General features: G+C 37.6%; 25 protein-coding genes and 1 pseudogene. 16 read left to right on the top strand and 10 right to left on the bottom strand.

All coding sequences use genetic code 11. The features are described from left to right. Window positions 1-122 precede the first annotated feature (122 nt). From dusB to H1X92_RS15840, 5 genes are all read left to right on the top strand, one after another. On the top strand, window positions 123-1148 hold the full coding sequence (gene dusB / locus H1X92_RS06475) for a tRNA dihydrouridine synthase DusB (protein WP_180559531.1): 1026 nt from the start codon (window positions 123-125) through the stop codon (window positions 1146-1148). Continuing rightward, window positions 1115-1411, top strand: coding sequence for a DNA-binding transcriptional regulator Fis (gene fis, locus H1X92_RS06470; protein ID WP_032115641.1), 297 nt, complete (start codon window positions 1115-1117; stop codon window positions 1409-1411). Before dusB ends, fis begins: the two co-directional genes overlap by 34 nt. 831 nt (window positions 1412-2242) lie before the next feature. After that, complete coding sequence (locus tag H1X92_RS15850; RefSeq protein ID WP_225506177.1) at window positions 2243-2632, top strand: hypothetical protein; 390 nt, start codon at window positions 2243-2245, stop codon at window positions 2630-2632. Window positions 2633-2703: 71 nt separating this feature from the next. Beyond that, window positions 2704-2919, top strand: a complete 216-nt coding sequence (locus H1X92_RS15845) for a hypothetical protein (RefSeq protein WP_233458138.1) — start codon at window positions 2704-2706, stop codon at window positions 2917-2919. Then, a complete protein-coding gene (locus H1X92_RS15840) occupies window positions 2916-3533 on the top strand; it encodes a reverse transcriptase domain-containing protein (protein WP_233458137.1) in 618 nt (205 codons plus the stop codon). Before H1X92_RS15845 ends, H1X92_RS15840 begins: the two co-directional genes overlap by 4 nt. A gap of 253 nt (window positions 3534-3786) precedes the next feature. Here H1X92_RS15840 and H1X92_RS06460 read toward each other — a convergent pair whose 3' ends face one another. The 6 genes from H1X92_RS06460 to ftsY form a co-directional block, all read right to left on the bottom strand. Beyond that, a complete protein-coding gene (locus H1X92_RS06460; protein ID WP_310740133.1) occupies window positions 3787-5358 on the bottom strand; it encodes an AAA family ATPase in 1572 nt (523 codons plus the stop codon). 272 nt (window positions 5359-5630) lie between these two features. Next, window positions 5631-5816 carry an AlbA family DNA-binding domain-containing protein gene (locus tag H1X92_RS16230; protein ID WP_310740135.1) on the bottom strand — a complete coding sequence of 62 codons (186 nt, stop codon included), beginning with the start codon at window positions 5814-5816 and terminating at the stop codon, window positions 5631-5633. A 376-nt stretch (window positions 5817-6192) separates the two neighbouring features. After that, a complete protein-coding gene (rpoH, locus tag H1X92_RS06455; RefSeq protein ID WP_180559377.1) occupies window positions 6193-7050 on the bottom strand; it encodes an RNA polymerase sigma factor RpoH in 858 nt (285 codons plus the stop codon). A gap of 227 nt (window positions 7051-7277) precedes the next feature. Beyond that, entirely contained in the window at window positions 7278-8237 is a 960-nt protein-coding gene (gene ftsX / locus H1X92_RS06450) for a permease-like cell division protein FtsX (RefSeq protein ID WP_180559376.1), read from the bottom strand. Then, window positions 8230-8895: a cell division ATP-binding protein FtsE gene (ftsE, locus tag H1X92_RS06445; protein ID WP_180559375.1), complete on the bottom strand. Its 666-nt coding sequence runs from the start codon at window positions 8893-8895 to the stop codon at window positions 8230-8232. Before ftsE ends, ftsX begins: the two co-directional genes overlap by 8 nt. A 5-nt stretch (window positions 8896-8900) precedes the next feature. Beyond that, entirely contained in the window at window positions 8901-10145 is a 1245-nt protein-coding gene (ftsY, locus tag H1X92_RS06440; protein ID WP_180559374.1) for a signal recognition particle-docking protein FtsY, read from the bottom strand. Between the two features lie 213 nt (window positions 10146-10358). Here ftsY and rsmD point away from each other — a divergent pair, with 213 nt between their 5' ends. Together rsmD and H1X92_RS06430 are read left to right on the top strand one after the other, a co-directional pair. Next, window positions 10359-10937, top strand: coding sequence for a 16S rRNA (guanine(966)-N(2))-methyltransferase (gene rsmD / locus H1X92_RS06435; protein WP_180559373.1), 579 nt, complete (start codon window positions 10359-10361; stop codon window positions 10935-10937). Between the two features lie 16 nt (window positions 10938-10953). After that, window positions 10954-11229 carry a DUF1145 family protein gene (locus H1X92_RS06430; RefSeq protein WP_180559372.1) on the top strand — a complete coding sequence of 92 codons (276 nt, stop codon included), beginning with the start codon at window positions 10954-10956 and terminating at the stop codon, window positions 11227-11229. A gap of 47 nt (window positions 11230-11276) precedes the next feature. On the opposite strand, the gene H1X92_RS06425 is transcribed toward H1X92_RS06430, so the two are convergent. Further along, a complete protein-coding gene (locus tag H1X92_RS06425; protein ID WP_180559371.1) occupies window positions 11277-11633 on the bottom strand; it encodes a DUF2500 domain-containing protein in 357 nt (118 codons plus the stop codon). Between the two features lie 98 nt (window positions 11634-11731). Here H1X92_RS06425 and H1X92_RS06420 point away from each other — a divergent pair. Both H1X92_RS06420 and H1X92_RS06415 read left to right on the top strand, forming a co-directional pair. Further along, window positions 11732-12354 (top strand): annotated as a pseudogene (locus tag H1X92_RS06420) (lysoplasmalogenase). A 139-nt stretch (window positions 12355-12493) separates the two neighbouring features. After that, a complete protein-coding gene (locus tag H1X92_RS06415; RefSeq protein WP_180559370.1) occupies window positions 12494-14860 on the top strand; it encodes a zinc/cadmium/mercury/lead-transporting ATPase in 2367 nt (788 codons plus the stop codon). Window positions 14861-14965: 105 nt separating this feature from the next. On the opposite strand, the gene tusA is transcribed toward H1X92_RS06415, so the two are convergent. Then, window positions 14966-15214, bottom strand: a complete 249-nt coding sequence (tusA, locus tag H1X92_RS06410) for a sulfurtransferase TusA (protein ID WP_180559369.1) — start codon at window positions 15212-15214, stop codon at window positions 14966-14968. A 199-nt stretch (window positions 15215-15413) separates the two neighbouring features. On the opposite strand from tusA, the gene H1X92_RS06405 reads away from it, so the two are divergent. The 3 genes from H1X92_RS06405 (at window position 15414) to glpQ (ending at window position 19145) form a co-directional block, all read left to right on the top strand. Next, window positions 15414-16085 (top strand): 7-cyano-7-deazaguanine/7-aminomethyl-7-deazaguanine transporter, encoded by a 672-nt coding sequence (locus tag H1X92_RS06405; RefSeq protein WP_180559368.1) that lies wholly within the window; start codon window positions 15414-15416, stop codon window positions 16083-16085. Between the two features lie 528 nt (window positions 16086-16613). Further along, entirely contained in the window at window positions 16614-17966 is a 1353-nt protein-coding gene (glpT, locus tag H1X92_RS06400; RefSeq protein ID WP_180559367.1) for a glycerol-3-phosphate transporter, read from the top strand. A 102-nt stretch (window positions 17967-18068) separates the two neighbouring features. Continuing rightward, a complete protein-coding gene (gene glpQ, locus H1X92_RS06395) occupies window positions 18069-19145 on the top strand; it encodes a glycerophosphodiester phosphodiesterase (protein ID WP_180559366.1) in 1077 nt (358 codons plus the stop codon). Between the two features lie 59 nt (window positions 19146-19204). Here the strand turns inward: glpQ and epmA are convergent, their stop codons facing one another. Then, a complete protein-coding gene (gene epmA / locus H1X92_RS06390) occupies window positions 19205-20185 on the bottom strand; it encodes an elongation factor P--(R)-beta-lysine ligase (protein WP_180559365.1) in 981 nt (326 codons plus the stop codon). Between the two features lie 924 nt (window positions 20186-21109). Here epmA and frdA point away from each other — a divergent pair. The 4 genes from frdA to frdD are packed head-to-tail and all read left to right on the top strand — an operon-like array spanning window position 21110 to window position 24405. Further along, window positions 21110-22906 (top strand): fumarate reductase (quinol) flavoprotein subunit, encoded by a 1797-nt coding sequence (gene frdA, locus H1X92_RS06385; RefSeq protein ID WP_180559364.1) that lies wholly within the window; start codon window positions 21110-21112, stop codon window positions 22904-22906. After that, window positions 22899-23633, top strand: a complete 735-nt coding sequence (locus H1X92_RS06380) for a succinate dehydrogenase/fumarate reductase iron-sulfur subunit (RefSeq protein WP_180559363.1) — start codon at window positions 22899-22901, stop codon at window positions 23631-23633. Before frdA ends, H1X92_RS06380 begins: the two co-directional genes overlap by 8 nt. Window positions 23634-23642: 9 nt before the next feature. Continuing rightward, complete coding sequence (gene frdC, locus H1X92_RS06375) at window positions 23643-24035, top strand: fumarate reductase subunit FrdC (RefSeq protein ID WP_180559362.1); 393 nt, start codon at window positions 23643-23645, stop codon at window positions 24033-24035. 13 nt (window positions 24036-24048) lie between these two features. Continuing rightward, window positions 24049-24405 (top strand): fumarate reductase subunit FrdD, encoded by a 357-nt coding sequence (frdD, locus tag H1X92_RS06370; RefSeq protein WP_180559361.1) that lies wholly within the window; start codon window positions 24049-24051, stop codon window positions 24403-24405. A gap of 77 nt (window positions 24406-24482) precedes the next feature. On the opposite strand, the gene H1X92_RS06365 is transcribed toward frdD, so the two are convergent. Then, complete coding sequence (locus tag H1X92_RS06365) at window positions 24483-25121, bottom strand: CatB-related O-acetyltransferase (RefSeq protein ID WP_180559360.1); 639 nt, start codon at window positions 25119-25121, stop codon at window positions 24483-24485. Window positions 25122-25291: the final 170 nt, after the last annotated feature.

Below are 25291 nucleotides of genomic sequence, written 5' to 3'. Positions count from 1 at the left end.
AAAATCAAGTTAAAATTTTTCAAAGAAATATCAATTTGCTCAAAGTTTGTCCTTTCATATCTCGTAAAAAATGCGTAATATACGCGCCCTTGCAGTCACAGGATGGTCTTCTTTTATCGTCTATGTATATTGGTCAATATCAGATAAAAAACTGCCTCGTTGCAGCACCAATGGCGGGTATCACCGATAGGCCTTTTCGGTCACTGTGTTACTCAATGGGTGCTGGTATGACAGTTTCGGAGATGCTGTCTTCCAATCCTCAGGTTTGGAAATCGGACAAATCCAGATTGAGAATGATCCATAGTGATGAATTAGGTATTCGTTCTGTGCAAATTGCAGGTAGTGATCCCGATGAAATGGCAGCAGCTGCACGAATTAATGTTGCTAATGGTGCTCATATCATCGATATCAATATGGGTTGCCCTGCCAAGAAAGTGAACCGTAAGTTAGCAGGTTCAGCATTATTGCGCTATCCGGAGCTGATTGAGAAAATTCTATTAGCTGTTGTGAATGCGGTTGATGTTCCTGTTACATTAAAGGTTCGCACTGGTTGGTCACCTGAAGAACGGAACTGTATAAAAATAGCCCAACTGGCCGAACGTTGTGGTATTCAAGCTGTAACTATTCATGGCAGAACTCGTTCCTGTTTATTTAATGGTGCAGCTGAATATGACAGTATTCGAGCAGCTAAGCAAAATGTTACTATTCCTATTATCGCTAATGGTGATATTACTGACCCGCTTAAAGCCAGAGCAGTGCTTGACTACACTGGGGCTGATGCCTTAATGATTGGTAGAGCTGCTCAGGGAAGACCCTGGATCTTTCGGGAAATCCAGCATTACCTGGAAACAGGTGAGTTACTGCCACCTATGCCTATTGCTGAGGTGCAGTGCTTAATGCAAGCGCATGTTAAGGAGCTGCACGACTTTTACGGTCCAGGCAAAGGAATCCGCATCGCACGCAAGCATGTCTCTTGGTATTTAAGAGAACATGCACCTGATGACCAGTTTCGGCGCACATTCAACACCATAGAGGATGCCAGTGAACAACTGGAGGTGTTGGAGGCATATTTCGAAAAATTTTGCGTAAATCAAAGAAAAGAGCTGACAGAACTATGTTCGAACAACGCGGAAATTCTGACGTACTAACCGTTGCTACTGTAAATTCACAAGATCAAATAACTCAAAAGCCATTACGTGATTCAGTTAAACAAGCACTGAAAAACTACTTTGCCCAACTTAATAACCAGGATGTCAATGACTTATATGAATTAGTATTGGCTGAAGTGGAAAAACCATTATTAGATATGGTAATGCAATATACCCGTGGAAATCAGACCCGTGCTGCATTAATGTTAAGTATCAACCGTGGAACGCTACGTAAGAAATTGAAAAAATATGGTATGAATTAACTATAGGTTATTAGCATACTGATTAAAAAAGCACTTTTATATTTTATTTAAGTGCTTTTTTGTTATTGTTTATACCCTACTTACTGAACATGGATATAAATAAAAGACAAAATGAAAACATGATGGAACAGTAGATAATGGCGTATCTAAACGAAAACTGGCAAAATCCAATTACTCTATGTTGAAATCAACGCTATAAACCGTTACATCCAATTGATTGCACTAGCGGGCAATCTGATCTCAATGCTTAGTTTCAAGTTCTACAGAATCTAGCATAAATTTGCTGATACTAAGAATATGCCATCGTTCTTTAGCAAACACACTGAAAAAATATCCCTTAACTAACATCAATTAAATTTTTTTAAAATCTTACTCAATAGCAATCAACAAAACCTAAAGTTTTATAAATAGGGTTAATGCTAATATTTATTAACGTGATAACTAGAAATAAAAATACGCCATAAATTATTACAGATCATTGAATAATATAATTTAGGTTGCACTTAAATCATCAGAAATGTTATAAATTGTACGCCCTATGTATAGGCGTAGGGGTGATGTACAGTTTGTCAACTCCCGGGCAGCAACCATGACTGCATTCCGCACAGAGGCTGGCTAACAAGTGGATGATGCTCATAAGGGTCTCCATGATATTAATTACATTATACAGTGTTTCTAACATTTGCGGTGAAATGCACTATTTGACTCTTTTGTAGTTCTTTGTGTATGAGAAGGTTGGATAAAGACCACTTTGTTAAGCCGGGGCGATGTTTTTCTGAACGACCGCAATTCAAAATCGCTCCGGTTTCACAATTCTTGAGAACTCATAATATGGAATTCCGTGAACATCCTTGGTTTAGAAAGCGTGGTTATCTTCATTTCGATAAACCTATTTCAGTTGAGCACGCTTTGGATATCGTAACCAATCCCCACACCGTTGCAACTCATTCTTTCTTACCTTTCATTACTTTTACTGCAACTACTTATAAAGTACAAAAAGATAAAGGCACAAACGCTATAAATAAAACCCTCAAAGAAAGACCAATAGCGTATTCCTCTCACGTTGATAGCCATATATTCTCTTATTACGCTGCAATCCTTAATAAGCTATATGAAACAGAGTTACAGACTCATGGTATTTCAAAAAAAGTATTAGCCTTCAGAGCAGCATTAAAAAAAAAAGTAATATTGAGTTTGCATATGAAGCCTTTCAGGAAATAAAAAAAAGAGGTGATTGTATTACAGTTGTTTTAGATCTATCGAAATTTTTCGATACTCTTGATCATTCGTTATTGAAAGATGCGTGGTGCAGATTGCTTGCCACTGACAAGTTGCCTGAAGATCATTATGCTGTTTTTAAAGCAATAACAAAATTTTCTAAAGTCGATAAAAATAAAGTATATGATTTAATCGGGATTTCTAAAATAATGCCAGACATATTAAGAAAACCAGGAAACAAATCTGTTCTTTTGAAGATTTCAGGAATAAAATCAGAAAAGCTAATTTGATAACACCTAACAAAACTAATTTTGGAATCCCGCAAGGTTCACCAATTAGCGCTCTTTTATCGAATATATATATGCTTAACTTTGACATTGAAATGAATAATTATGTTTCATTATTAGGTGGTGTATATTTTAGATATTGTGATGATATGCTTTTTATTGTCCCTTCACATGAAAAAAATAATGTTGCTGACGAAGCCCAAAAAAGATTGCTCAAACTCAAAGTTTCACTTAATACCAAAAAAACAGAAATTAGAAAATTTGTAGCTACGCCATCTAAAATAAAATGTGATAAACCTCTGCAATACTTAGGGTTTATATTTGATGGTGATAATATTTTTCTGAGGTCATCATCTCTTTCACGTTACTCTGATAGGATGAAACGTGGAGTACGTCTTGCGAAAGCAACGATGAAACGTAAGAATAAAATCAGAAAATTTAAAGGATTGCCTAAAAAGGAACTATTCAAAAAAAAAATCTATGCCCGTTATGCTCATGTAGGTAGACGGAATTTTTTAACCTATGGATATAGAGCGTCTCGCATAATGCATTCAAATTCAATAAGAAAACAATTAAAGCCTCTATGGGAAAGATTACAGAAAGAAATTAACAAATAAAAAGTTGATGATATTAAATTATTTGCTCTCAACTAGGCGCCTCATTTTGGATTTTTCTCCAGCACTTAATGTAATTTTGTAATTTCGCATCAGGTACCTTGCCTTATGTGTTCAACTATGTCCGCTCCTCGCTCATAGCTGACTGTAAGATTTGATTGCGTTCTGACGAGAAAGCTGTCAGCTCAGATTTGAGTTAATACAATTAAGTAGAGGTAAAAATCTTATAGCCTAAAAAATAGTCAATATTTTAACATTACTCATTCAGAACCGTATATCCTTGCTTTGGTGAGTGTGGCTTATTCGGAAAAGCTAAACTCAGCACACCCTTCTCAACCATTTCTTTTAAATGACTTTGACGCAAATTTTGAGGAGTACGATTTGTTAATCGACTCAAAATAGATTTAGCAACATAATGTCCTTTACATAACTGAATTAAAACATTTCTCATTTCATTCGATGTAAGCCTTTTCTTTTTTATAGGCAATTGTGCTAGTTGAAAAAGTCGCTGCTTAAAGTCAGGAGATAAAACCTCAAGATCATCAACAAAAGGTCTATCTAGCAACCTACTGATAAGCCTGCCATTGTTATCCCTATTATCTACCTCAGTATTGATAGGGATGTTTTCTGTGCCACTATCCGTTAAGCTGCCGCCGTTATGCGTTAAGCTGCCGCCGTTATGCGTTAAGCTGCCGCCGTTATGCGTTAAGCTTTCGCCGTTATGCGTTAAGTTGGTATCAGAAATAATCGAATTAGAAAACACTTCTTCAGGAGTTGGAATTCCCATTCCCGGCAGAGAATATGACTTATCACGTTTTTCCCCACTAGAAACTAAAAATCCCTTAGTTTCTAATCGAGGTAAGGCTAAAGTAACGTCCCTGGGGTGTTTACTGGTCAATTGACAAGCTCTTGAATGATTTATCCAGCCCTCAATTGCAGCCGTACTGACAATCATTCTTTCAAAATCATCAAGCTCATTAAATTTCCCTGAAAATTTATCTTGTAGGAGATCTGCTATATGTTCAGGAATTAGACTCACAGTCGAAAGTTTTAATAATGTTTGCTCTGAGGGTGACAATGTTTCATATAAATTAGGGGTTATCCAATTCACAGATTGCCACCCACTATATATTTTAGGGATACCTGAACCCGCCCGTTCACTAGCACCAATATTTAAAAACATTTGATGCATACGGCGATTAGGGCAATCACTATCACCACCTTTTATTGCGATCTCTTTCGGTACTCTCATTAACCCAGGATTTCTAAAACCAAACATATCTGGCCGTTTTACAACTAATATAGATGCTCGCCCGGTAAAGTCAGCATGTACTAATGTATTCACAAGCGCTTCCCTTAAAGATACATGTATTTGAGTATCCCCTTTTCTAACCCCATCCTTGATTTCAAAAGGTATTTTTAGATCAGTTATTAATTTACGATACACCCTACGATAAAAATCAAAAACATTACCAGACCAAGTACCATCAGGACATAACCTATCAATCCATCTTTTCTCTGTTTTAGCTTCAGGCCGTTCTTGATAATCCACAAAATAATTAGGAGCGGCATCCTGAATTGCTTGCCAAGTTCCAAACATCAAAACTCCTGCCAGAGTTAGCCCCTCCTCACCGGTTTGTCTATCTTTTTTCCAGCCACCAATTTTTTGTAGAAACTTTAGCGTGGTTAATTCTAAGAAGGGATGTCGAGGCTTGGAAATTGCTAACAATTGCTTATATGCACTTAAAGTTTTAATATCAATATCGTTCAAATCAAAACCTTTGATTATCTTATCATCGCGGCTGTCTTCAACCTGTTCCGCTAGCATTCTTTTAACTTCTTCTTTCGAACACTTAATATCAGCTTTACCTAACCGCTTATAAGTATTGTCTATCGGGTTATTTTTAAAAAAAATGGGTTTTTGGTGACGTGTAATGCCTGCGGGATCCTAATAGCTACAATTTGTTTGCCATTAATATTGAACTCATGAAAATCTTTTAAACTTAATAGGTTATAGCTAACTTTGGAATGATTATTTAAAGTATCAAATAGCTCTTTTTTATTTTAGCTACATTATTCATACCTACAGGCAAAAATGAATTATCTTGCTCTTTCACACCTAAAATAATATATCCACCCACCATGAGTGTTAGCCATCGAACTAAATGTAGGCCAAAACTCTTTTGGTAGTTTACCTTTCCCATCCTGGCCTTGAGCTGGTTTAAATTCAATTTCTTCAGACTCAGCCAAAGCTTGTATATCCAATAAATCAGTAAGTTGAATCATTTTTATCCTGTTTTTTTAATAGAAAACAAGCAACAACATATAATAACGAGCATTAATATATTCTATCATCATTAACGAACGTGTTATTCATACATGTTCAAATGAAATATATTAAATATAAACACGCGCAGAACATCATTGACAGGTAAAAATTAGATAATATTTAGGAAGTAATGAGACAAGCGCTACTTATACATCCATTGCAAAAAAGGCGCTTACCTTATAGGTAAACGCTTTTTTATTTAACAGCTAACAAACAAAATAAATCAGCCATTACTTTTATTTTTCAATAACTTTTCATATAGTTATTGCCAAACTTTAAATTAGCCAAAAATTTCAGCTAAATATTTATTATGCTAGCGCGGATTATTTTAATTTAAGCTTCCATCACTAAGCGAAGTTTTTTCATGGCATTTTTTTCTAATTGTCGAACTCGTTCAGCAGATACACTATATTTATCGGCTAAATCCTGTAAAGTTGTTTTATTCTCGTCATCGAGCCAACGCGCACGAATGATATCCTGACTCCGCTTATCCAAGCTGGACAGTGCTTGCGTCAATTTATCAGTAGCATGGTTTTCCCAATTATCTTCCTCAATGCTATCGGCAAAATCAGAAGATTTATCCTGTAGATATAAAACCGGTGCAATAGTCGTATTTTCACCACTATCATCATCGTCATTCATGTCGAATGCCATATCTTGTGCAGCCATTCGCGACTCCATTTCACGAACATCCTTGCTGGTTACACCTAATTCCTTGGCAACCATATCAACTTCACTTTGATTAAACCAGCCGATACGTTTCTTATTCTTACGCAAATTGAAAAAAAGCTTACGTTGAGCTTTGGTGGTTGCAACTTTAACTATCCGCCAATTACGCAATACATATTCATGAATTTCAGCTTTGATCCAATGAACAGCAAATGAAACTAAACGTACGCCAACTTCAGGATTAAAACGACGAACAGCTTTCATTAGGCCAATATTACCTTCTTGGATTAGATCCGCTTGTGGTAATCCATAACCTGAATAATTACGCGCGATATGAATAACAAAACGTAAATGAGAAAGAATAAGCTGTTTAGCCGCGTTTAAATCACCATGATAATGCAGCCGTTTTGCATATTCTTGTTCTTCCTCTGCTGTTAGCATCGGATAAGCATTAGCTGATCGCACATAAGCTTCAATGCTACCTTGTGGAATTAATGCTAATGATTGCATATCTTTGGTCATTGATATCCTCTTTGAATTCAATAAACTAAGAGTTAGTTCTAAAATAAAAAGTTTATATTTGAGCAGAATTCCATTGCTCAGCGATTAATCTGATATCGAGTAGTTTACCACTGCTTGGTATCGAAGAAAATTGCCTTGACTTAATTACATTGAACTTTTAACTTCGACACAATGACAGCATAAAAGTTCAATATTGATTATCCAATCACTTTTACTGCTGAAAATGATCACTCTGGCGTAAAACGTCTTAAATGTTGAACTGTAGCAAGCCAAGCCGCTAACCAGCCAATCATCGCGGCAACCAGTATAACTAATAGCACTTCATCCCACAAAAGCCCTTGAATATGAAATGTAGTACCGAATACACCCGCTACTTGGGTAACTATATCGCTCAGTTGCCATACCAATAGTGCAGAAAGTATTAATGAAAGTAAAGCGCCAAAGAATCCCAGTATAATACCACCATTTAAAAAAGGGCGCATAATAAAACCATCTGTCGCCCCGATCAACTTCATGACATTAATCGTATCCCTACGGGCAAAAATATTTAGTCTTATACTATTGCCTATCAATAAAAACACCGCCATAACCATTAAAATACCAATCACCAATGCAATCTGGCCGATCAGACCCGTTAATGCGGCTAAACGAGTAAACCAACTTTCGTCCATGCGAACATCTTCAATTCCAGCTAATTGACCTATTTTATTACGCAGGTTTATCAATGATTGTGAATTTTGAAAATCAATTTTAGGTGTGATAATTGCTACTGCGGGTAAAGGATTTTCTTCTAATAGATCTAATGCTGTGCCAAATCCTGACCAATTACGAAACTCAATCATGGCTTCTTCCCGCGATAGATAATTAACACTTTTAACACCGTCTAATTGCCTAAGACCAGCGACTGTCTGTTCAGCCCCTTTTTCATCTAAGGATTTATCCAAATAAACGGTTAATTGGGGTGTCGGGTACCATTGTTGCGCTGCTTGTGAAACATTTTTCCAAACAATATAACAAAGACTAGGCAGCGTTATCGAGATCGCAATAACAGCCACCGTCAAAAACGTAGCCAAAGGCTGGCGTAACATATCTGCTAATGTATTTAGCCAAGCGTAGCGCCATTGCTCTCGCCAGCCCCCCTTTAATGCTTTGGCTTTAGCTGTTTTATGGATAGGTTTTTTAGCCATTCTGACCTCCTATCATTCTCCCTTCGTTTAATGTCAGAATAGCATAATGACGACGCGCAATAAGCTCAAGATCATGAGTGGCGACTAAAACTGTCACACCGACGCGATTGAATTCTTCAAACAATCGCATGATACCTTCAGATAATTCATCATCCAAATTACCCGTTGGTTCATCTGCTAGCAATACACTAGGCTTATTAACAATGGCTCGAGCTATACCTATCCGTTGTTGTTCCCCACCTGATAATTGGATTGGATAACTTTTCGCTCTATTAAGTAAACCTACTTTATCTAGCGCAGCAGAAACTCGACGACGAATGTCCTCAGAGCTGGCACCGGCAATAATCAGCGGCATAGAAACATTGTCGTAAACGTTTCTATCAAATAACAAATGGTGATCTTGAAAAATCATGCCAATTTGTCGACGTAAAAAGGGGACTTCCCGTTTTTTTAAGCGACTAATGTCGTGACCGCCAAACCAAATATGGCCAGTACTAGGGCGTTCAATACCACAAATTAACTTTAATAAGGTACTTTTCCCCGCCCCGGAATGACCGGTAAGAAACGCCATTTCTCCAGGATGAAGATGAAAATCAATGCCCTGGAGTGCTTGCTTACCACCACGATAAGCTTTACTAACATGTTCAAAGCGAATCATTGATATTAATCCTCTCGGACAAAAAGCGCCTCGATGAAATCATGAGCTACAAATGGCCGGAGATCATCAATGCCTTCACCAATCCCGATATAACGAATTGGGATCTTAAACTGATCAGCAATAGCAAAAATCACGCCGCCTTTAGCTGTACCATCAAGTTTAGTCAAAATAATACCGGTTATACCCACTGCCTCATGAAAAATTTTAGCCTGATTAATTGCATTTTGACCAGTACTCGCATCTAAGGTTAGCATCACTTCATGAGGTGCATGTTGATCAAGTTTTTGCATAACTCTGACAATTTTTTTCAACTCTTCCATCAAATGTACTTTGTTTTGCAATCGTCCAGCAGTATCTGCAATCAATATATCAATCCCTTTCGCTTTCGCCGACTGAATGGCATCAAAAATAACCGATGCAGGATCGGCTCCAGTATGCTGAGCAACAACCGGGATATTGTTACGCTCTCCCCAAACTTGCAATTGTTCCACCGCTGCTGCCCTAAATGTATCTCCAGCGGCTAACATTACCGATTTACCTTCGGCCTGATATTGACGGGCTAACTTACCAATTGTTGTGGTTTTACCAACCCCATTAACCCCAACCATCAATATGACATAAGGTAGCTTATTTTCTATAACCAATGGCTTCTCAACAACAGATAAGATAGTGGCCATTTCTTCGCGCAATTTGCTATATAGCATCGCAGCATCATTCAACTCTTTACGATTAGCATGAGTAGTTAAACTATTTATAATCTTGCGTGTTGTTTCTAGCCCCACATCAGCGATTAAAAGTTGTTCTTCCAATTCATCGAATAGATCATCATCAATTTTTTTACCGCGAAAAAAACTAACAAAACCGACACCCATATTCTGCCGCGTTTTTAATAAACCCCGCCTTAACCGCGAAAAGAAATTCTCTTTTGCCGGTTTTTTTTGCTGTTGCATCAACGGTGTTTTTTTCTGTTCATCTCTTGCTTGTAAAGTGACAGTATGTTCACTAAGTGTAACAATTTCTGCGGCTTTAACGTCGACTGTTTGATATTGACTATTTTCTTCTTTTACTGTTTGAGGCTGCACCTTTTCTGCTTTTACAGACGGCTTTGATGCCTCTATGACATCCGTCAACCCTTCAGCCTTGTCTTCTACCGTCGGTTCAGATTGTTGCGCTGTCTCTTTTTTTTGCACTTCATTTTCAGATCCCAACCCTAGCCAGGAAAAAAAACTTTTTTTTCTCTTTTTAGCCATCTGCCATTACACTCCTAGCGGTAAAAAATGTGGTGTAACCAAGGTAAATAATAAAATATGTTGGCAGTGTATCATTTGATTTGCTTGCAACACATATCTGACACCTATTTCATGTTAAATTAGCGATAATTTTCATGTTGTACATACTGACGATAAACATTGGTATTATTATCACCTATATTAACAAACTGTAATGACTAAACTATGTAAATTATGGCAAGAAAAATACAATCTGCATCACGTGGCCAAATTCGTATCATTGGCGGGAAATGGCGAGGACGTAAACTACCTGTTTCTGATAGTGAGGGCTTACGTCCCACAACAGATAGGCTCAGAGAAACTTTATTTAATTGGCTAATACCTGTGATTCAAGAGGCTCGTTGTCTTGATTGTTTTGCTGGTAGTGGCGCTTTAGCTATTGAAGCACTTTCTCGCAATGCCGCTTCCGCTACTTTAATTGAATTAGAACGCCCTATTGCAACACAACTTGTGGCCAATCTCGCTAAATTAGAAGCAAAAAATGCGCAAGTAATTAATAGCGATACATTAAACTATTTAGCACAGGCTGGCACAGCCTATGATGTCATTTTTCTTGATCCACCTTTTCGTAAAGGTCTCTTGCAACAAACAGCTTTACTATTAGAACAGAATGGGTGGTTAACCGAAAACTGTTGGATCTATGTTGAGGCAGAAGCAGAAGCTAATTTAGCCATGTTACCTAAAAATTGGCAGCTTCATCGTAAAAAAGTTGCCGGGCAAGTCGCTTACTATCTTTATATCCGTCATCAATGATTAACTGGAAGATATCATGTTAATAAATGCTGGAAAATTATTAATGGTTTTTGTTTGGGGTTTTATGATTTTTAATTTAATCCATCCGTTTCCTAAACCATTAAAATATTTTATCGATGTAGCAATGATATTTATGATTTTTATGCATGCTATGCAAGCCATTTTTTTGCAAGCCGCTTTTGCAAAAACAGAAAAACATCCTCGTTGGCTGCAAATAAAAATATTTCTATTCGGCGTTTTTGAACTTTTAGCCTGGCAGAAAAGACAAAAAAACGACAAATTGCAACAATAAACCATAAGCGATTACAAGAGCCATGCCTAATTGGCTAATAAATTTAGTTATTTTGCATTGGCTTTGATTTCAAAGCGAATAAATCTTGTTCCCTGTATATAAAGGGTACCTTTATCTCCTTTTTTAATCACATTGTATTCCTTTTCCGTTTTAACAAAAATCTTTATCACTTCACTAGTTGATAGACGCCGAAAATAAATTTCATAACGAAAAGTTTCAGGAATAACAACCTCTCGTTGACGTGAGCGCATATTAGGATAGGGATAATCTTTCTTGTCAATAATCTCAACTTGATAGCTGATAATCGGCGAATTATCATTAATTACATTTTGTCGACGCTGATCAAAAAAACGTTTCGTCGCTAGCATAATAATGGTAATAACGAATATAACCGATTTATTCACAATATTTTCCAGGCTTTCATCATTTATGTCATTATTATTGTCTATCCTCTAATAGGATCAATAATTTCTAATTAATCTTTTTAGCTTGTGGGGAAACAATGATTAGTTGGCCATTTCTTGCTGTGTTATTTTCTGGTTGGCTCTATATTGATGCTGCCTATCGCGGCCCACAATGGCAATGCTGGCTGTTTCGTCCAGTTACGCTATTATTGCTAGTATTTTGGGCCTGGAGTGCCGATATTACTGATACTTCCGGCTACCTGATCATAGCGGGGTTATTCGTGATGCTGATGGCTGGCAAATGCTTTCGAGTGAACGCTTATTACCCGCTATTTTCTTGTTATCTCTTAGCTTCCTACTTTATACCATCAGTTTTGCTCTGCAAATGAGCTTCTCTTTCTACTTGCCATTACTAGCTATCTTGCTGATCCTGAGTGTTATTGTATTATTTATAATCTGGAGACCGGCAGGGTCACTACGGGCGCCTGTCATTTTTCTACTAATAATGTCATTTATTATGGCATGGATAGCGGGTGAACAATATTTTGGTCTAGCAAGAGAACATAATTTCTCCATTATGATAGGCGCATTTTTACTTTTTATTGCTAACAGTATCTGGCTGATCGCCAATTTTCGTTATCCATTTAAAGCGTCTAAAGCGACAATTACTGCTTGCTATTTTATTGGTCAGTTTTTAATTGTACGTTCGCTTTATTTATAAGTTTGATAACTATTTTTTTGCTAATAGCATTTTTTATCAAAAAATCCCCTCTTTTATGTTTGACTTTAGAGTTAACTCTAAAGTGTAAAGTAGCTCACAGAAACGAAATTTTAAGTTGAGTGCATTAAAAGGGGATACTATGTGTGCACATACCCATAAACAACATAAGCATACTACACGATGTTGCACAATTAGCGGTTGTTGTAGCGCTAAAAAGAAAGTTAATGGTCACAAGCAGAGCAAAAAAACAGTATCACAATCAGTAAAACCGTCAGCTGATGAAGAACATCACCCTGCGAAAAGTCACGCTAATCTTACTGATCTGCATGTACGCAATGATACCAATAAACATAACTGTGTAAGTGAACATTCACTTATTTCTAAGGAAAGCAATGCTTTTATATCAAAAGGAAAGCAGCGCTTCCATTGGATTGTAAGCGGTATGGACTGCGCAAGCTGCGCGCGTAAAATTGAAATAGCCGTCAGTAAGGTCAATCATGTTAAACAAGTAAAAGTGCTATTTACAACCGAAAAATTGATTGTCGATGCTGATCATGATGTTCGTGATGATGTAATCAAAGCTGTGCAACAAGCTGGCTTCAAATTATATCACCTCAATACAGCTGAGTTAGCAGCAAAAAACAGGCAAAATAATCCATTTAGTGAATCTAAACGTATCATTATTTTACTATTTTTAATGCTAATCAGCTGGGTAATTTCCTTCATTGATGTAAAAATAGGACAAATTGCTTTTATTCTAACAACATTATATGGACTCTATCCGATCACTGTTAGAGCAATACAGTTAATACGCTCAGGTACTTTTTTTGCGATAGAAACACTCATGAGTGTGGCAGCAATAGGCGCATTATTTATTAATGCCAGCGAAGAGGCCGCGATGGTACTGTTGTTATTCATGTTAGGAGAAAGATTAGAGTCATATGCCGCAGGACGCGCGCGGCGAGGCATTAGTAGTTTAATGGCTCTTATTCCTGAGCAAGCGTCGCTAATTAAAAATGGGGTAAAGATCACTGTTCCTGTCTCAACTCTGCAACCAGGCGATATCATTGAAATTGTTCCCGGTGGCCGTTTACCAACCGATGCTGAATTACTGAATGAATTTGCCAGCTTTGATGAAAGCGCACTAACGGGTGAATCAATGCCTGTTGAACGAAAAACAGGCGAACAAGTACTGGCAGGTGCACTTTCCATCGATCGCGCTATACAAATGAAAGTGGTATCCGAACAGGGGCAAAATGCAATCGATCGCATTATGATATTAATCGAGGAGGCTGAAGAGCGCCGCGCACCGATTGAACGATTTATTGATCGTTTTAGCCAAATTTACACGCCCACTATTATGTTAATCGCTATATTGGTTATTATTATTCCCCCGCTATTTTTTGCTCAACTTTGGGATGTATGGCTCTATCGTGGCCTAACTTTGCTATTAATCGGCTGCCCTTGTGCCTTAGTGATCTCTACGCCAGCGGCAATTACTTCTGCCCTGGCCGCAGCAACCCGTCGAGGTGCACTGATTAAAGGTGGCGCAGCTTTAGAGCAATTAAGTTCAGTCACCCAAGTGGCCTTAGATAAAACGGGTACGCTTACCGAAGGAAAACCGCAAGTTACAGACATCATAACAGCTGAAACCGTGGCTCAGGAAACACTATTGCAATTTAGCGCTTCAGTCGAAAATGGCTCACACCATCCCTTAGCAAAAGCGATTTTGGCCAAAGCTGAAGCACTAGAAATTAATGTTGAACCCGCCGAAAATCATAAAGCATTGGCCGGTATTGGGGTGGAGGGTTATTTGGCAGGTAAACATATTCTGGTATCAGCACCGAATAAACTGGCTGACGATATATTAACCATAAAATGGCAACAAACGGTAAAAAAACTTGAAAATCAAGGCAAAACCGTTGTGGTGGTATTAGTCGATAATAAGCTACTTGGCATTATTGCAATGCAAGATACATTACGCATAGATGCGTTTGATGCTGTTAATAAGCTGCGAAAACTTGGTATTAAAACTGTCATGCTAACGGGGGATAACCCACTGGCAGCTAAATCAGTTGCCCAAAAAATTGGTTTAGATTATCGGGCGGGACTGTTACCTGAAGATAAAGTCAATGCAATTATATCGCTCAGTAAAACCGATCATACCCTGATGGTTGGTGATGGTATTAATGATGCTCCCGCAATGAAAGCGGCTAATGTTGGTATTGCCATGGGTAATGGAACGGATGTCGCGCTTGAAACCGCTGATGCGGCATTAACACATAATCGGCTAACTGGATTAGCCGAGATCATTATGTTGTCGCGAGCAACCAGAGCCAATATTCGTCAAAACATTTCTATCGCCTTAGGACTAAAAGTCATCTTCCTTGTGACTAGTTTATTAGGCATAACCGGCTTATGGATGGCTGTTTTAGCGGATTCTGGTGCTACGGCACTAGTGACCGCAAATGCACTGCGCTTATTAAAGGCACGTCAGACAGAATAAACTTTTTATTAAATATTATTTATATATTGGATAAAGGAGAGGCATATTGCGATAACCTCTCTTTTTCAATATATTATTTTATTTAACAGCGTTTCATTTTTAGTATTAATTCACTTTTTTGCGGATCAAATAACGGTACGGAGTTTGCTCAATCTCTTCAGCTAAAAGTTGATGTTGCATGAAACGACAAAAGGCAGGAATATCACGAATTGTAGCCGGATCATCAGCAATAATTAATAACGTTTCACCTTCAGCCATCTGACGAACCATTTTTCTTATCATCATCATTGGTTCAGGACAACGTAATCCTTGTGTATCAAGGGTTCGATTTGGATTAGTAAAAATATCTGGCATAGGTATTTCGTTTTAAAGCCTCTTCAATAGCTTGGCATTATATTACAAATCAAATAAATTCTCCTGCCATTTATTAAATAAAAATAGATAAGAAAATTTTACTATTCATTTTGCTTTAATCTTATCTCAGGCGTATGATGCACTGCGTAAATTAAATTGTCATGGGTTCCCTCACCCCATTTAACCAAAAAGGTATAATATGTTCGAATTGACGCCACAACAGCGAATTAAGGCTCTCATCTGGCTTTCCTTTTTTCATATTTTGATAATTAGCTCAAGTAATTATCTGGTACAACTGCCGATTACCATTTTTGGCTTTCATACCACATGGGGAGCATTTACTTTCCCTTTTATTTTTTTGACAACGGATCTAACTGTACGTATTTATGGTGCTGCTCTCGCTCGCCGGATTATTGCTGCGGCTATGCTGCCAGCGCTTTCTGTCTCCTACATTCTGTCGGCACTTTTTTACCAAGGACAATGGCAAGGGTTTATTACACTAAATGAATTTAATTTATTTGTTGCCCGTATTGCGCTAGCAAGCTTCATGGCTTACGCTTTAGGCCAAATTATGGATATTTTCGTGTTCAATAAATTACGTAATTATCGTCGTTGGTGGATTGCGCCAACTGCTGCAATGTTTTTCGGTAATCTACTAGATACGATTGCTTTCTTTTTTATTGCATTTTATCGCAGCACTGACCCTTTTATGGCGACAAACTGGGTGGAAATTGCTTTAGTCGATTATAGCTTTAAGTTATTTATTTGTATGTTATTTTTTCTTCCTGCTTATGGGTTGATGTTGAACTTCATTCTAAGCTACTTTTTCCAGGGTCAACACGCAAAGAATTGTTATTTAGCTAGCAGATAATAATTAAGTTGAATCAAGTCAAAATATGCCTAATTGAATATCTGTTTAACAATAAAGCCATTCATTGAGTGGAGAATAACAATGTCCACTCAGTGCAAAATCGTGCAACCCACAGAACGCTCAGCAATAATTTCCGCTAGGGGAGAGTTATTCGCTTAAATCTGATATTTGATACTGACTTTATAAGCGATCATCTATCACAATATAAACAATTTTTAATCAATAATGTTTATTAAGAAACAAAACGAGCATTCATAGTGATTTTTGATAGCAGAACTCAAAAATTTATGACGAAGTTCACACTTATGCTTGAATAATTAAAAAATTATTTCTATGGCCGATATATATTTTGTCTGTTTACGCACAAATTTATAACATTTTCGCATTCATATGCAGACATATGCATTAACATGAGTTATCTTAGCGCGCGATTAAGAAAGAAGACTGAATAATAACGTCTCACATTTTTCGTTTTAGCAATTGCTTATTACTTGATAGCAATAATTTAAATGCTATCGGAGGGGAATTATGTTAAGTATTTTCAAGCCAGCACCACATAACAAAAGAGTTCCGGCAGATCAAATAGATCCACTATATCGCCGCCTACGTTGGCAAATTTTCTTTGGTATATTCTTTGGTTACGCTGCTTACTATCTAGTTAGAAAGAATTTTGCCTTAGCAATGCCCTATTTAATTGAGCAAGGTTTTTCTAAAGGTGATCTTGGTTTTGCGCTATCTGGTATCTCAATTGCGTATGGTATCTCAAAATTTATCATGGGTTCCATCTCAGATCGTTCAAATCCGAGAGTATTTTTACCTGCTGGGCTAATTTTATCCGCCGCTGTGATGCTGATTATGGGCTTTGTGCCTTGGGCAACTTCAAGCATTATGATCATGTTTGTTCTACTCTTCCTGTGTGGTTGGTTTCAAGGTATGGGATGGCCTCCCTGCGGCCGAACAATGGTTCACTGGTGGTCACAAAAAGAACGTGGTGGTATCGTTTCGATTTGGAACTGCGCACATAATGTTGGTGGTGGCATCCCACCTTTATTATTTATATTAGGTATGGCATGGTTCCACGACTGGAAAGCAGCGTTATATATGCCAGCTTTTGCTGCCATTTTAGTTGCTATCATTGCTTTTGCTCTAATGCGTGATACTCCACAATCCTGTGGTTTACCACCGATTGAAGAATATAAAAATGACTACCCACCTGATTATACCGCTAAAAATGAAAAAGAGCTGACCGCAAAGCAGATCTTTATGCAATATATTTTGCCTAATAAACTGCTTTGGATGATCGCTTTTGCTAACGTTTTTGTTTATTTACTACGTTATGGCGTTCTTGACTGGTCGCCAACTTACTTACGTGAAGTTAAACATTTTGCTATGGATAAATCCTCGTGGGCTTATTTCTTATATGAGTATGCAGGTATTCCTGGCACACTACTTTGCGGTTGGATGTCAGATAAAGTTTTTAAAGGGAATCGTGGTGCCACTGGCGTATTTTTTATGGCATTAGTAACCATTGCAACCGTTGCCTTCTGGCTTAATCCTCCAGGAAATCCTCATATTGATATGGCTTGCATGCTAATTATTGGGTTCTTGATCTATGGCCCTGTTATGTTGATTGGTTTACATGCACTTGAATTAGCTCCTAAAAAAGCCGCTGGCACTGCTGCTGGTTTTACCGGTTTATTTGGCTATCTGGGTGGTTCGGTAGCGGCAAGTGCTATCGTGGGTTATACCGTTGACTATTTCGGCTGGAATGGCGGCTTTATGGTAATGATTGGCGGTAGTCTGCTATCTGTTATTTTATTGTTTATCGTGATGTTAGGTGAAAGTAAACACAAGCGCCAAATGATGGAACAACATGGCTAATTTTTTTCATAAATCTACTATTTTTAATTAATAAACTCGGCCAACAGGGGAAACTTCACTTTATCGCTGATTTCCCCAATCATAATAAAGAGAATTATACTAATGAATATAAAATTAAATACCTTGGTTGCTAGTATGTTATTAGTTATGTCGATGTCAACAATTGCCCAATCTAATGCAAAAGTCGTTATTGCTCATCGTGGTGCAAGTGGTTATCTGCCTGAACATACATTACCCGCCAAAGCAATGGCTTACGCGCAAGGTGCCGATTTTCTTGAACAAGATCTGGTAATGACAAAAGATAATGAGCTAATTGTACTACATGATCACTATCTTGATAACGTAACAGACGTTGCTGACCGCTTTCCAGGCCGTGCTCGCAAAGATGGTCGCTTTTATGCCATTGATTTTACCTTACCAGAAATTCGTTCACTCAAATTTACTGAAGCCTTTGAAATCAAAGACGGTAAAAAGGTGCAAACCTATCCTAACCGTTTCCCGATGGGAAAATCCAACTTCCATATTCATACTTTTCAAGAAGAAATTGAATTTGTCCAAGGTTTAAATAAATCAACCGGCAAAAACATAGGCATTTATCCTGAAATTAAAGCACCTTGGTTTCATAAGCAAGAAGGAAAAGATATTTCGACTAGGGTGTTAGAAGTACTGAAGCAATATGGCTACAGCAACAAAAGCGACAATGTTTATCTCCAATGTTTTGATGCTAATGAATTAAAACGTATTAAAAAAGAGCTTTTACCTAAATTAGGTATGGATTTAAAACTGGTTCAATTAATTGCTTATACTGATTGGCATGAAACCTATGAAGAGCAGCCTAACGGTAGCTGGACTAACTATAGCTATGATTGGATGTTCAAACCAGGCGCAATGAAAGAAGTGGCTAAATATGCTGATGGGATAGGACCAGATTATCACATGCTTATTAGTGACAACTCCAAGCCTGGTAAAATAAAGCTTACTGCTATGGTTAAAGATGCACACAAAAATAAGTTAGTCGTTCATCCTTATACCATTCGGATTGATAAGCTACCAAATTACGTGAAAAACGGTGAACAACTGTTTGATATTATCTATAACAAAGCTAACGTCGATGATGCCTTTACCGATTTCCCTGATCGTGGGGTAAAATTTTTGCAAAAGCAGCATCAACATCAATAACAACCACCAATAAACTCAGCGGTAACAATTTACCGCTGATTACTATTAGCTTACTAATATTAAGCCCGCTCGATAGAAAAAGAGATAACATCACTGATTTTTTCTGCATTCAACGCCAACATAACTAAACGATCAATGCCTAAAGCAACGCCTGAACAATCAGGAATGACTTTATCTAATGCAGCAAGGAGACACTCATCAATAGGCTGTTCTGGTAAACCCATTTTTTCACGAATTTGGTTATCATGCTCAAAACGTTCTCTTTGTTCTTGTGCATCTGTCAACTCACGAAAACCATTAGCCAACTCAATACCCTTAAAATAAACTTCAAAACGTTCAGCAACCCGGTGATCTTCTTTACTAATTTCGGCTAATGCTGCCTGTGAAGAAGGGAAATGATAGATAACGGTGGGTTTATCTTTACCTAAATTAGGTTCAACTCCCAAAGTAAACAAAAATTGTAACAACACATCCTTGTCTTCTTCTGTTTCTGCGTTATTTAAACCCAACTTCACTGCTGCATCACGCAATTGTTTTCTTTCTGATTCCGGTGCTAATGGATCAATATTTAGATAGCGCTGAAAAGCCTGTTGATATGATATCCGTTCAGTTGGTTGGCAGTCCAAAATCTGTTGCAGCAAATCATCCACTTCATCAATAAGTCGGTACATGTCATAATGAGGTCGATACCATTCAAGCATAGTAAACTCTGGATTATGGTAACGTCCCTCTTCTTCATTACGAAAAGCTTTAATTATTTGGTATATAGGCCCACTGCCAGCCGCTAGCAAACGTTTCATATGATACTCCGGACTGGTTATCATATACAATTTGGTGCTGTCAGCGATCACTGGAGCAATAAATTGGGTTTCAAACGGCGAAAGATGAATATCTGTTACCGTGAATTTACTTAATATAGGCGTCTCTACTTCTACTACTCCCCGATCGATGAAAAAACGTCTGATTTCAGCAATAATTTTGGCTCTTTTCAGTAAGTTATTGATAGACGCGCTTGGTTGCCAATTCACTATCTCACTCATTGTAAAAACTCCAAAAAAGAATAAAGCGCGCTAGTTTACTCGCCTGTAAACAAATAAACAAATGTTTCATATCGTTAATCTCATCACTAGGTTTTTAACAAAAATAAGCTAACCCTTAGTTGAATAGTAAGAGAACTTGAAAATATTAATTAGTTGAAAGAAATAATTAACATTAGTTATAAGTTGATATAACTATTTTCTATATCATCTCCAATTTAGCTGAATAAAGAAAATATTTCAACTGAAAATCATCATACCATAAAAAACAAATTCAAATAATATCAATATGTTAAAAGTATTAAGAAGTTATTTTCAGCTGTAAGATTAATAAAAATACTAAAAATAATCATTTTAATGCATTAGTACAAATATTTATTATTAAATAATGCATTTATTTATAATGATTTTATAAACACAAAAATATCATAAATATGACTAAAATTACCTTATTGCTCATGGAAATATTATTAATGAATATATTTTATTGATGATAAAAAAACCTAAAATGGAATAATGTTATATACCAATAAATGAACATATAATTATGCTATTTTTATTAAATAAAAATCATATTATTTATTATGTTAGCAACAAAAATTTGCTACTAATGCTTGTTTGAAACTTATTGAAAAATCATTATCAATAAAAATAAAACCAACTCTAAATCCATTAAGGTAACAAGATAACATATAACCTTAATTATACTCATTTTATGGTCAAAAATAGCGAATTTTTAAACAAATCTATTCGCTCTCACTTTTTATAAACAAAATCCTAGAAAACTTATACCTGAATCAAATCTCTGTCGGTAACAATTTGTTATAAATTGCTAAATAATAATTTATTGTTAATTATTAATCATAATTAAATAACAATGCCATAACAACATGAAGTTTATTTCAATTAGTAATGGAGAAGCATAGTGTGCAAACCTTTAATGCTGATTTAGCCATAATAGGAGCTGGTGGAGCAGGTTTAAGAGCAGCAATTGCTGCTGCTGAAGCTCATCCCCATCTGAAAATTGCCTTGATTTCAGAAGTCTACCCCATGCGCAGTCATACCGTTGCTGCAGAAGGTGGCGCTGCTGCAATCGCTCAATCCCATGATAGCTATGATTATCACTTTAATGATACGGTTTCAGGAGGAGATTGGTTATGTGAACAGGATGTAGTTGAATATTTTGTCAAACACTGCCCAACAGAAATGACACAATTGGAATTATGGGGATGTCCATGGAGTCGTAAAAAAGATGGAACTGTGAATGTCCGCCGTTTTGGCGGAATGAAGATCGAGCGCACTTGGTTTGCTGCTGATAAAACCGGCTTCCATATGTTACATACTTTATTTCAAACTTCACTCAAATACCCACAAATCCAACGATTCGATGAACATTTTGTATTAGACATTCTTGTTAATGAAGGACGAGTACATGGCCTAGTTGCTATTGATATGATGGAAGGCGCTCATATTCAAATTAGCGCAAATGCCGTTATTATGGCCACCGGTGGTGCCGGTCGGGTTTACCGTTATAATACTAACGGTGGAATTGTTACTGGTGACGGCATGGGTATTGCGTTACGCCATGGCATTCCATTACGTGATATGGAATTTGTCCAATACCATCCAACTGGTTTGCCAGGCTCTGGAATACTCATGACTGAAGGCTGTAGGGGCGAAGGTGGGATCCTCATCAACAAAGATGGCTATCGTTATCTGCAAGATTATGGTTTAGGGCCTGAAACTCCACTAGGTAAACCAGAAAATAAATATATGGAATTAGGTCCACGAGACAAGGTTTCTCAAGCTTTTTGGCATGAATGGCGTGCAGGACGCACAATAAAATCATCTCGCGGTGATGTTGTACATCTTGACTTACGTCATCTGGGGGCAGAGAAACTACATGAACGTCTGCCTTTTATTTGTGAATTAGCCAAAGCTTATGTCGGCGTCGATCCAGTTACAGATCCTATCCCTGTCCGCCCAACCGCGCACTATACAATGGGAGGTATTGAAACGGATCAGAAATGTGAAACATCAATTAAAGGTCTGTTTGCTGTGGGCGAATGTTCATCTGTTGGCTTACATGGTGCAAACCGCCTAGGTTCTAACTCCTTAGCAGAATTAGTCGTTTTTGGACGATTGGCTGGCACCGAAGCGGCTAAATATGCCACTGAAGCCCCTCCAGCAAATAATAATGCTATTGAATTAAAAGCGCGTGAGATTGAGACCAATTTAACCAAGCTATTCAACCAAAAAGGTAAAGAGAATTGGGCTAACATCCGTGATGAAATGGGAATAGCAATGGAGGAAGGCTGTGGCATCTATCGAACACCAGAATTAATGCAAAAAACCATAAATAAATTAGCCGAACTTAAAGAACGCTTTAAACAGATTGAAATTACAGATCATAGCAGCGTCTTTAATACTGATTTGCTCTATACTATCGAATTAGGATTTAGTCTGGATGTAGCAGAATGCATGGCTCACTCTGCTTTCTATCGCCAAGAATCTCGTGGCGCCCATCAGCGTCTGGATGAAGGCTGTACTGAACGTGATGATGTTAATTTCCTAAAACATTCTCTTGCCTATTACGATTCACAAGGCGCGCCGCATATAGCTTATCGTGATGTAAAAATTACCAAATTAGCACCCGCTAAACGAGTATATGGTGGTGAAGCAACAGCACAAGAGCAAGCAAATAAGGAGCAAGCGAATGGCTAAGATGAAAACACTGAAAATGGAGATCATGCGCTATAATCCTGAAACAGACGATGTCCCTTATCCTGTCACTTATGAAGTTCCTTATGACGAACAAACCTCTTTGCTGGATGCTCTCGGTTACATTAAAGACCACTTAGCATCGGATCTCTCGTACCGCTGGTCTTGTCGCATGGCCATATGTGGCTCTTGCGGTATGATGGTTAATCAAGTGCCTAAATTAGCCTGCAAAACTTTTTTACGGGACTATACCGATGGTTTAAAAGTAGAAGCATTGGGAAATTTTCCTATCGAAAGAGATTTAGTGGTAGATATGACCCATTTTATTGAGAGCCTTGAAGCGATTAAACCCTATATTATTGGTAATAATCGTAAAGTTAGTGATGGCCCTAATAAACAAACACCTAGTCAAATGGCGAAATACCATCAATTCTCTGGCTGTATTAATTGTGGTCTCTGTTATGCTGCTTGCCCTCAATTTGGTCTTAATCCAGAATTTATCGGCCCTGCGGCGATCACACTGGCACAACGTTATAACCTCGATAATCGCGATAAAGGCCAAAAAAAACGCATGCCATTACTAAATAGCGATAATGGGGTATGGAGTTGTACATTTGTCGGTTACTGCTCTGAAGTATGTCCTAAACATGTTGATCCTGCTGCGGCAATTCAACAAGGAAAAGCAGCAAGTGCTGAAGATTTTATTATCGCTATGTTGAAACCAAGCTAAGGAAAAAAAATGACGACAAAACGTAAGCCCTATGTTCGCGAAATGTCATCAAGTTGGTGGCAACAGATTGAATTTTATCGTTTTTATGTTATCCGTGAAGCAACCGCCATCCCACAAATTTGGTTTAGCTTAGTCGTGCTTTATGGCGTTTTTTCATTACAAGCCGGTCCTGAAAGTTGGTCTAACTATGTTGCCTTGCTCCATAATCCTATCGTTTTACTAATTAATATTTTCACTTTAATAGCGACTTTATTTCATACAAAAACCTGGTTTGAACTGGCGCCTAAAGCGGTCAATATTGTGATAAAAAATAAAAAAATAGCCCAAGAAAGCATCATAAAATTATTCTGGGGTATCACTTTTCTAGTAACAGTCATTATCTTAGCTGTAGCGCTAATATAATCTAAGGAGAACAATGATGAATCACCCTCCTAAACGTTCTGATGAACCTATTTTTTGGGGATTATTTGGTGCTGGTGGTATGTGGAGTGCAATTGTCTCTCCCGCTATTATTCTTTTGCTAGCAATTTTAATTCCTTTAGGTTTAGCGCCAGAAATGTTCAGTTATGAACGCATTCTGACATTTTGCCAAAGCTTTATTGGTCGTATTTTTTTACTATTAATGATCATTTTGCCTATTTGGTGTGGGCTACATCGACTTCATCATGGCATGCATGATCTAAAAATAGCAATTCCGGCTGGTAAATGGATTTTTTATGGTGCTGCTGCCATTATTAGTGTGATTGCTATTATTGCTATCATCAAACTCTAATCAATAACTAATCTAATAATAAAGCCAGATCATATCCAACTATCTGGCTTTTATATTTGTTATACATATTGACTAGTTTAACTTATAGACAGGCTAGCAACCGCTCGTTCCAGTTCGTCAATATTATTAGCCGTCAAATACGGACGAATAACTGCAAAATCTACAGTACTAAGCCGGTAAATATTTAGGGCTAAAAGCCGCGAGATCACCAAAGGCTCAAAGCGCTGTCTGACCAATTTAGCTGGATTGCCGGCTAATATAGTATAAGGTTCAACATGGGTGGTAACCACACTACCCGCTGCTACGATAGCACCTTCACCAATAGTAACTCCCGGCATCAGCATGGCACGCATGCCAATCCAGCAACCATTATCCAAGTGAGTATCACCTCGCGCTAAATAGGCTTGCTCAATAGTTTGCATGAAGGGATAAATACTGAACCAATCAGTCCGATGAGTATTGTTGCCCCCCATCAAGATCACTACTTCAGCAGCAATGCATACATAATCACCTATCCAGAGTTGATCAACGGTGCCCAGTGGCGTCCACCGTTGACTAATACTATCGCCATGCAGATAGCGAACCACACTTTTCTCAAAACCGTCATCCCAGCATTGGCTGTAATAACTATTTATACCTTTAACGTGAATATTAGGGTTAGTAACTGTTTGGTGGAGCAATTCTACTTTAGACCAATGTTTAATTTTATCTGGCATGGTTTTTAATCTCTAATAGGGTTAAAAGCCACGGAACGTTATTCCGCAGCAGTGAAAGCACGTTCAACCTTCATTGCGTTATTAAGCGATACGGGGATGATGTAATAGAGGATAGATTGGCATAATAATTACCTACAATAATTAATATTAGCTATTGAGCGTTATAGGCT

This window comes from Arsenophonus endosymbiont of Apis mellifera, from assembly GCF_903968575.1.
Taxonomy (GTDB): Bacteria; Pseudomonadota; Gammaproteobacteria; order Enterobacterales; family Enterobacteriaceae; genus Arsenophonus; species Arsenophonus apicola.
This window is presented reverse-complemented; position numbering and strand designations above follow the sequence as displayed.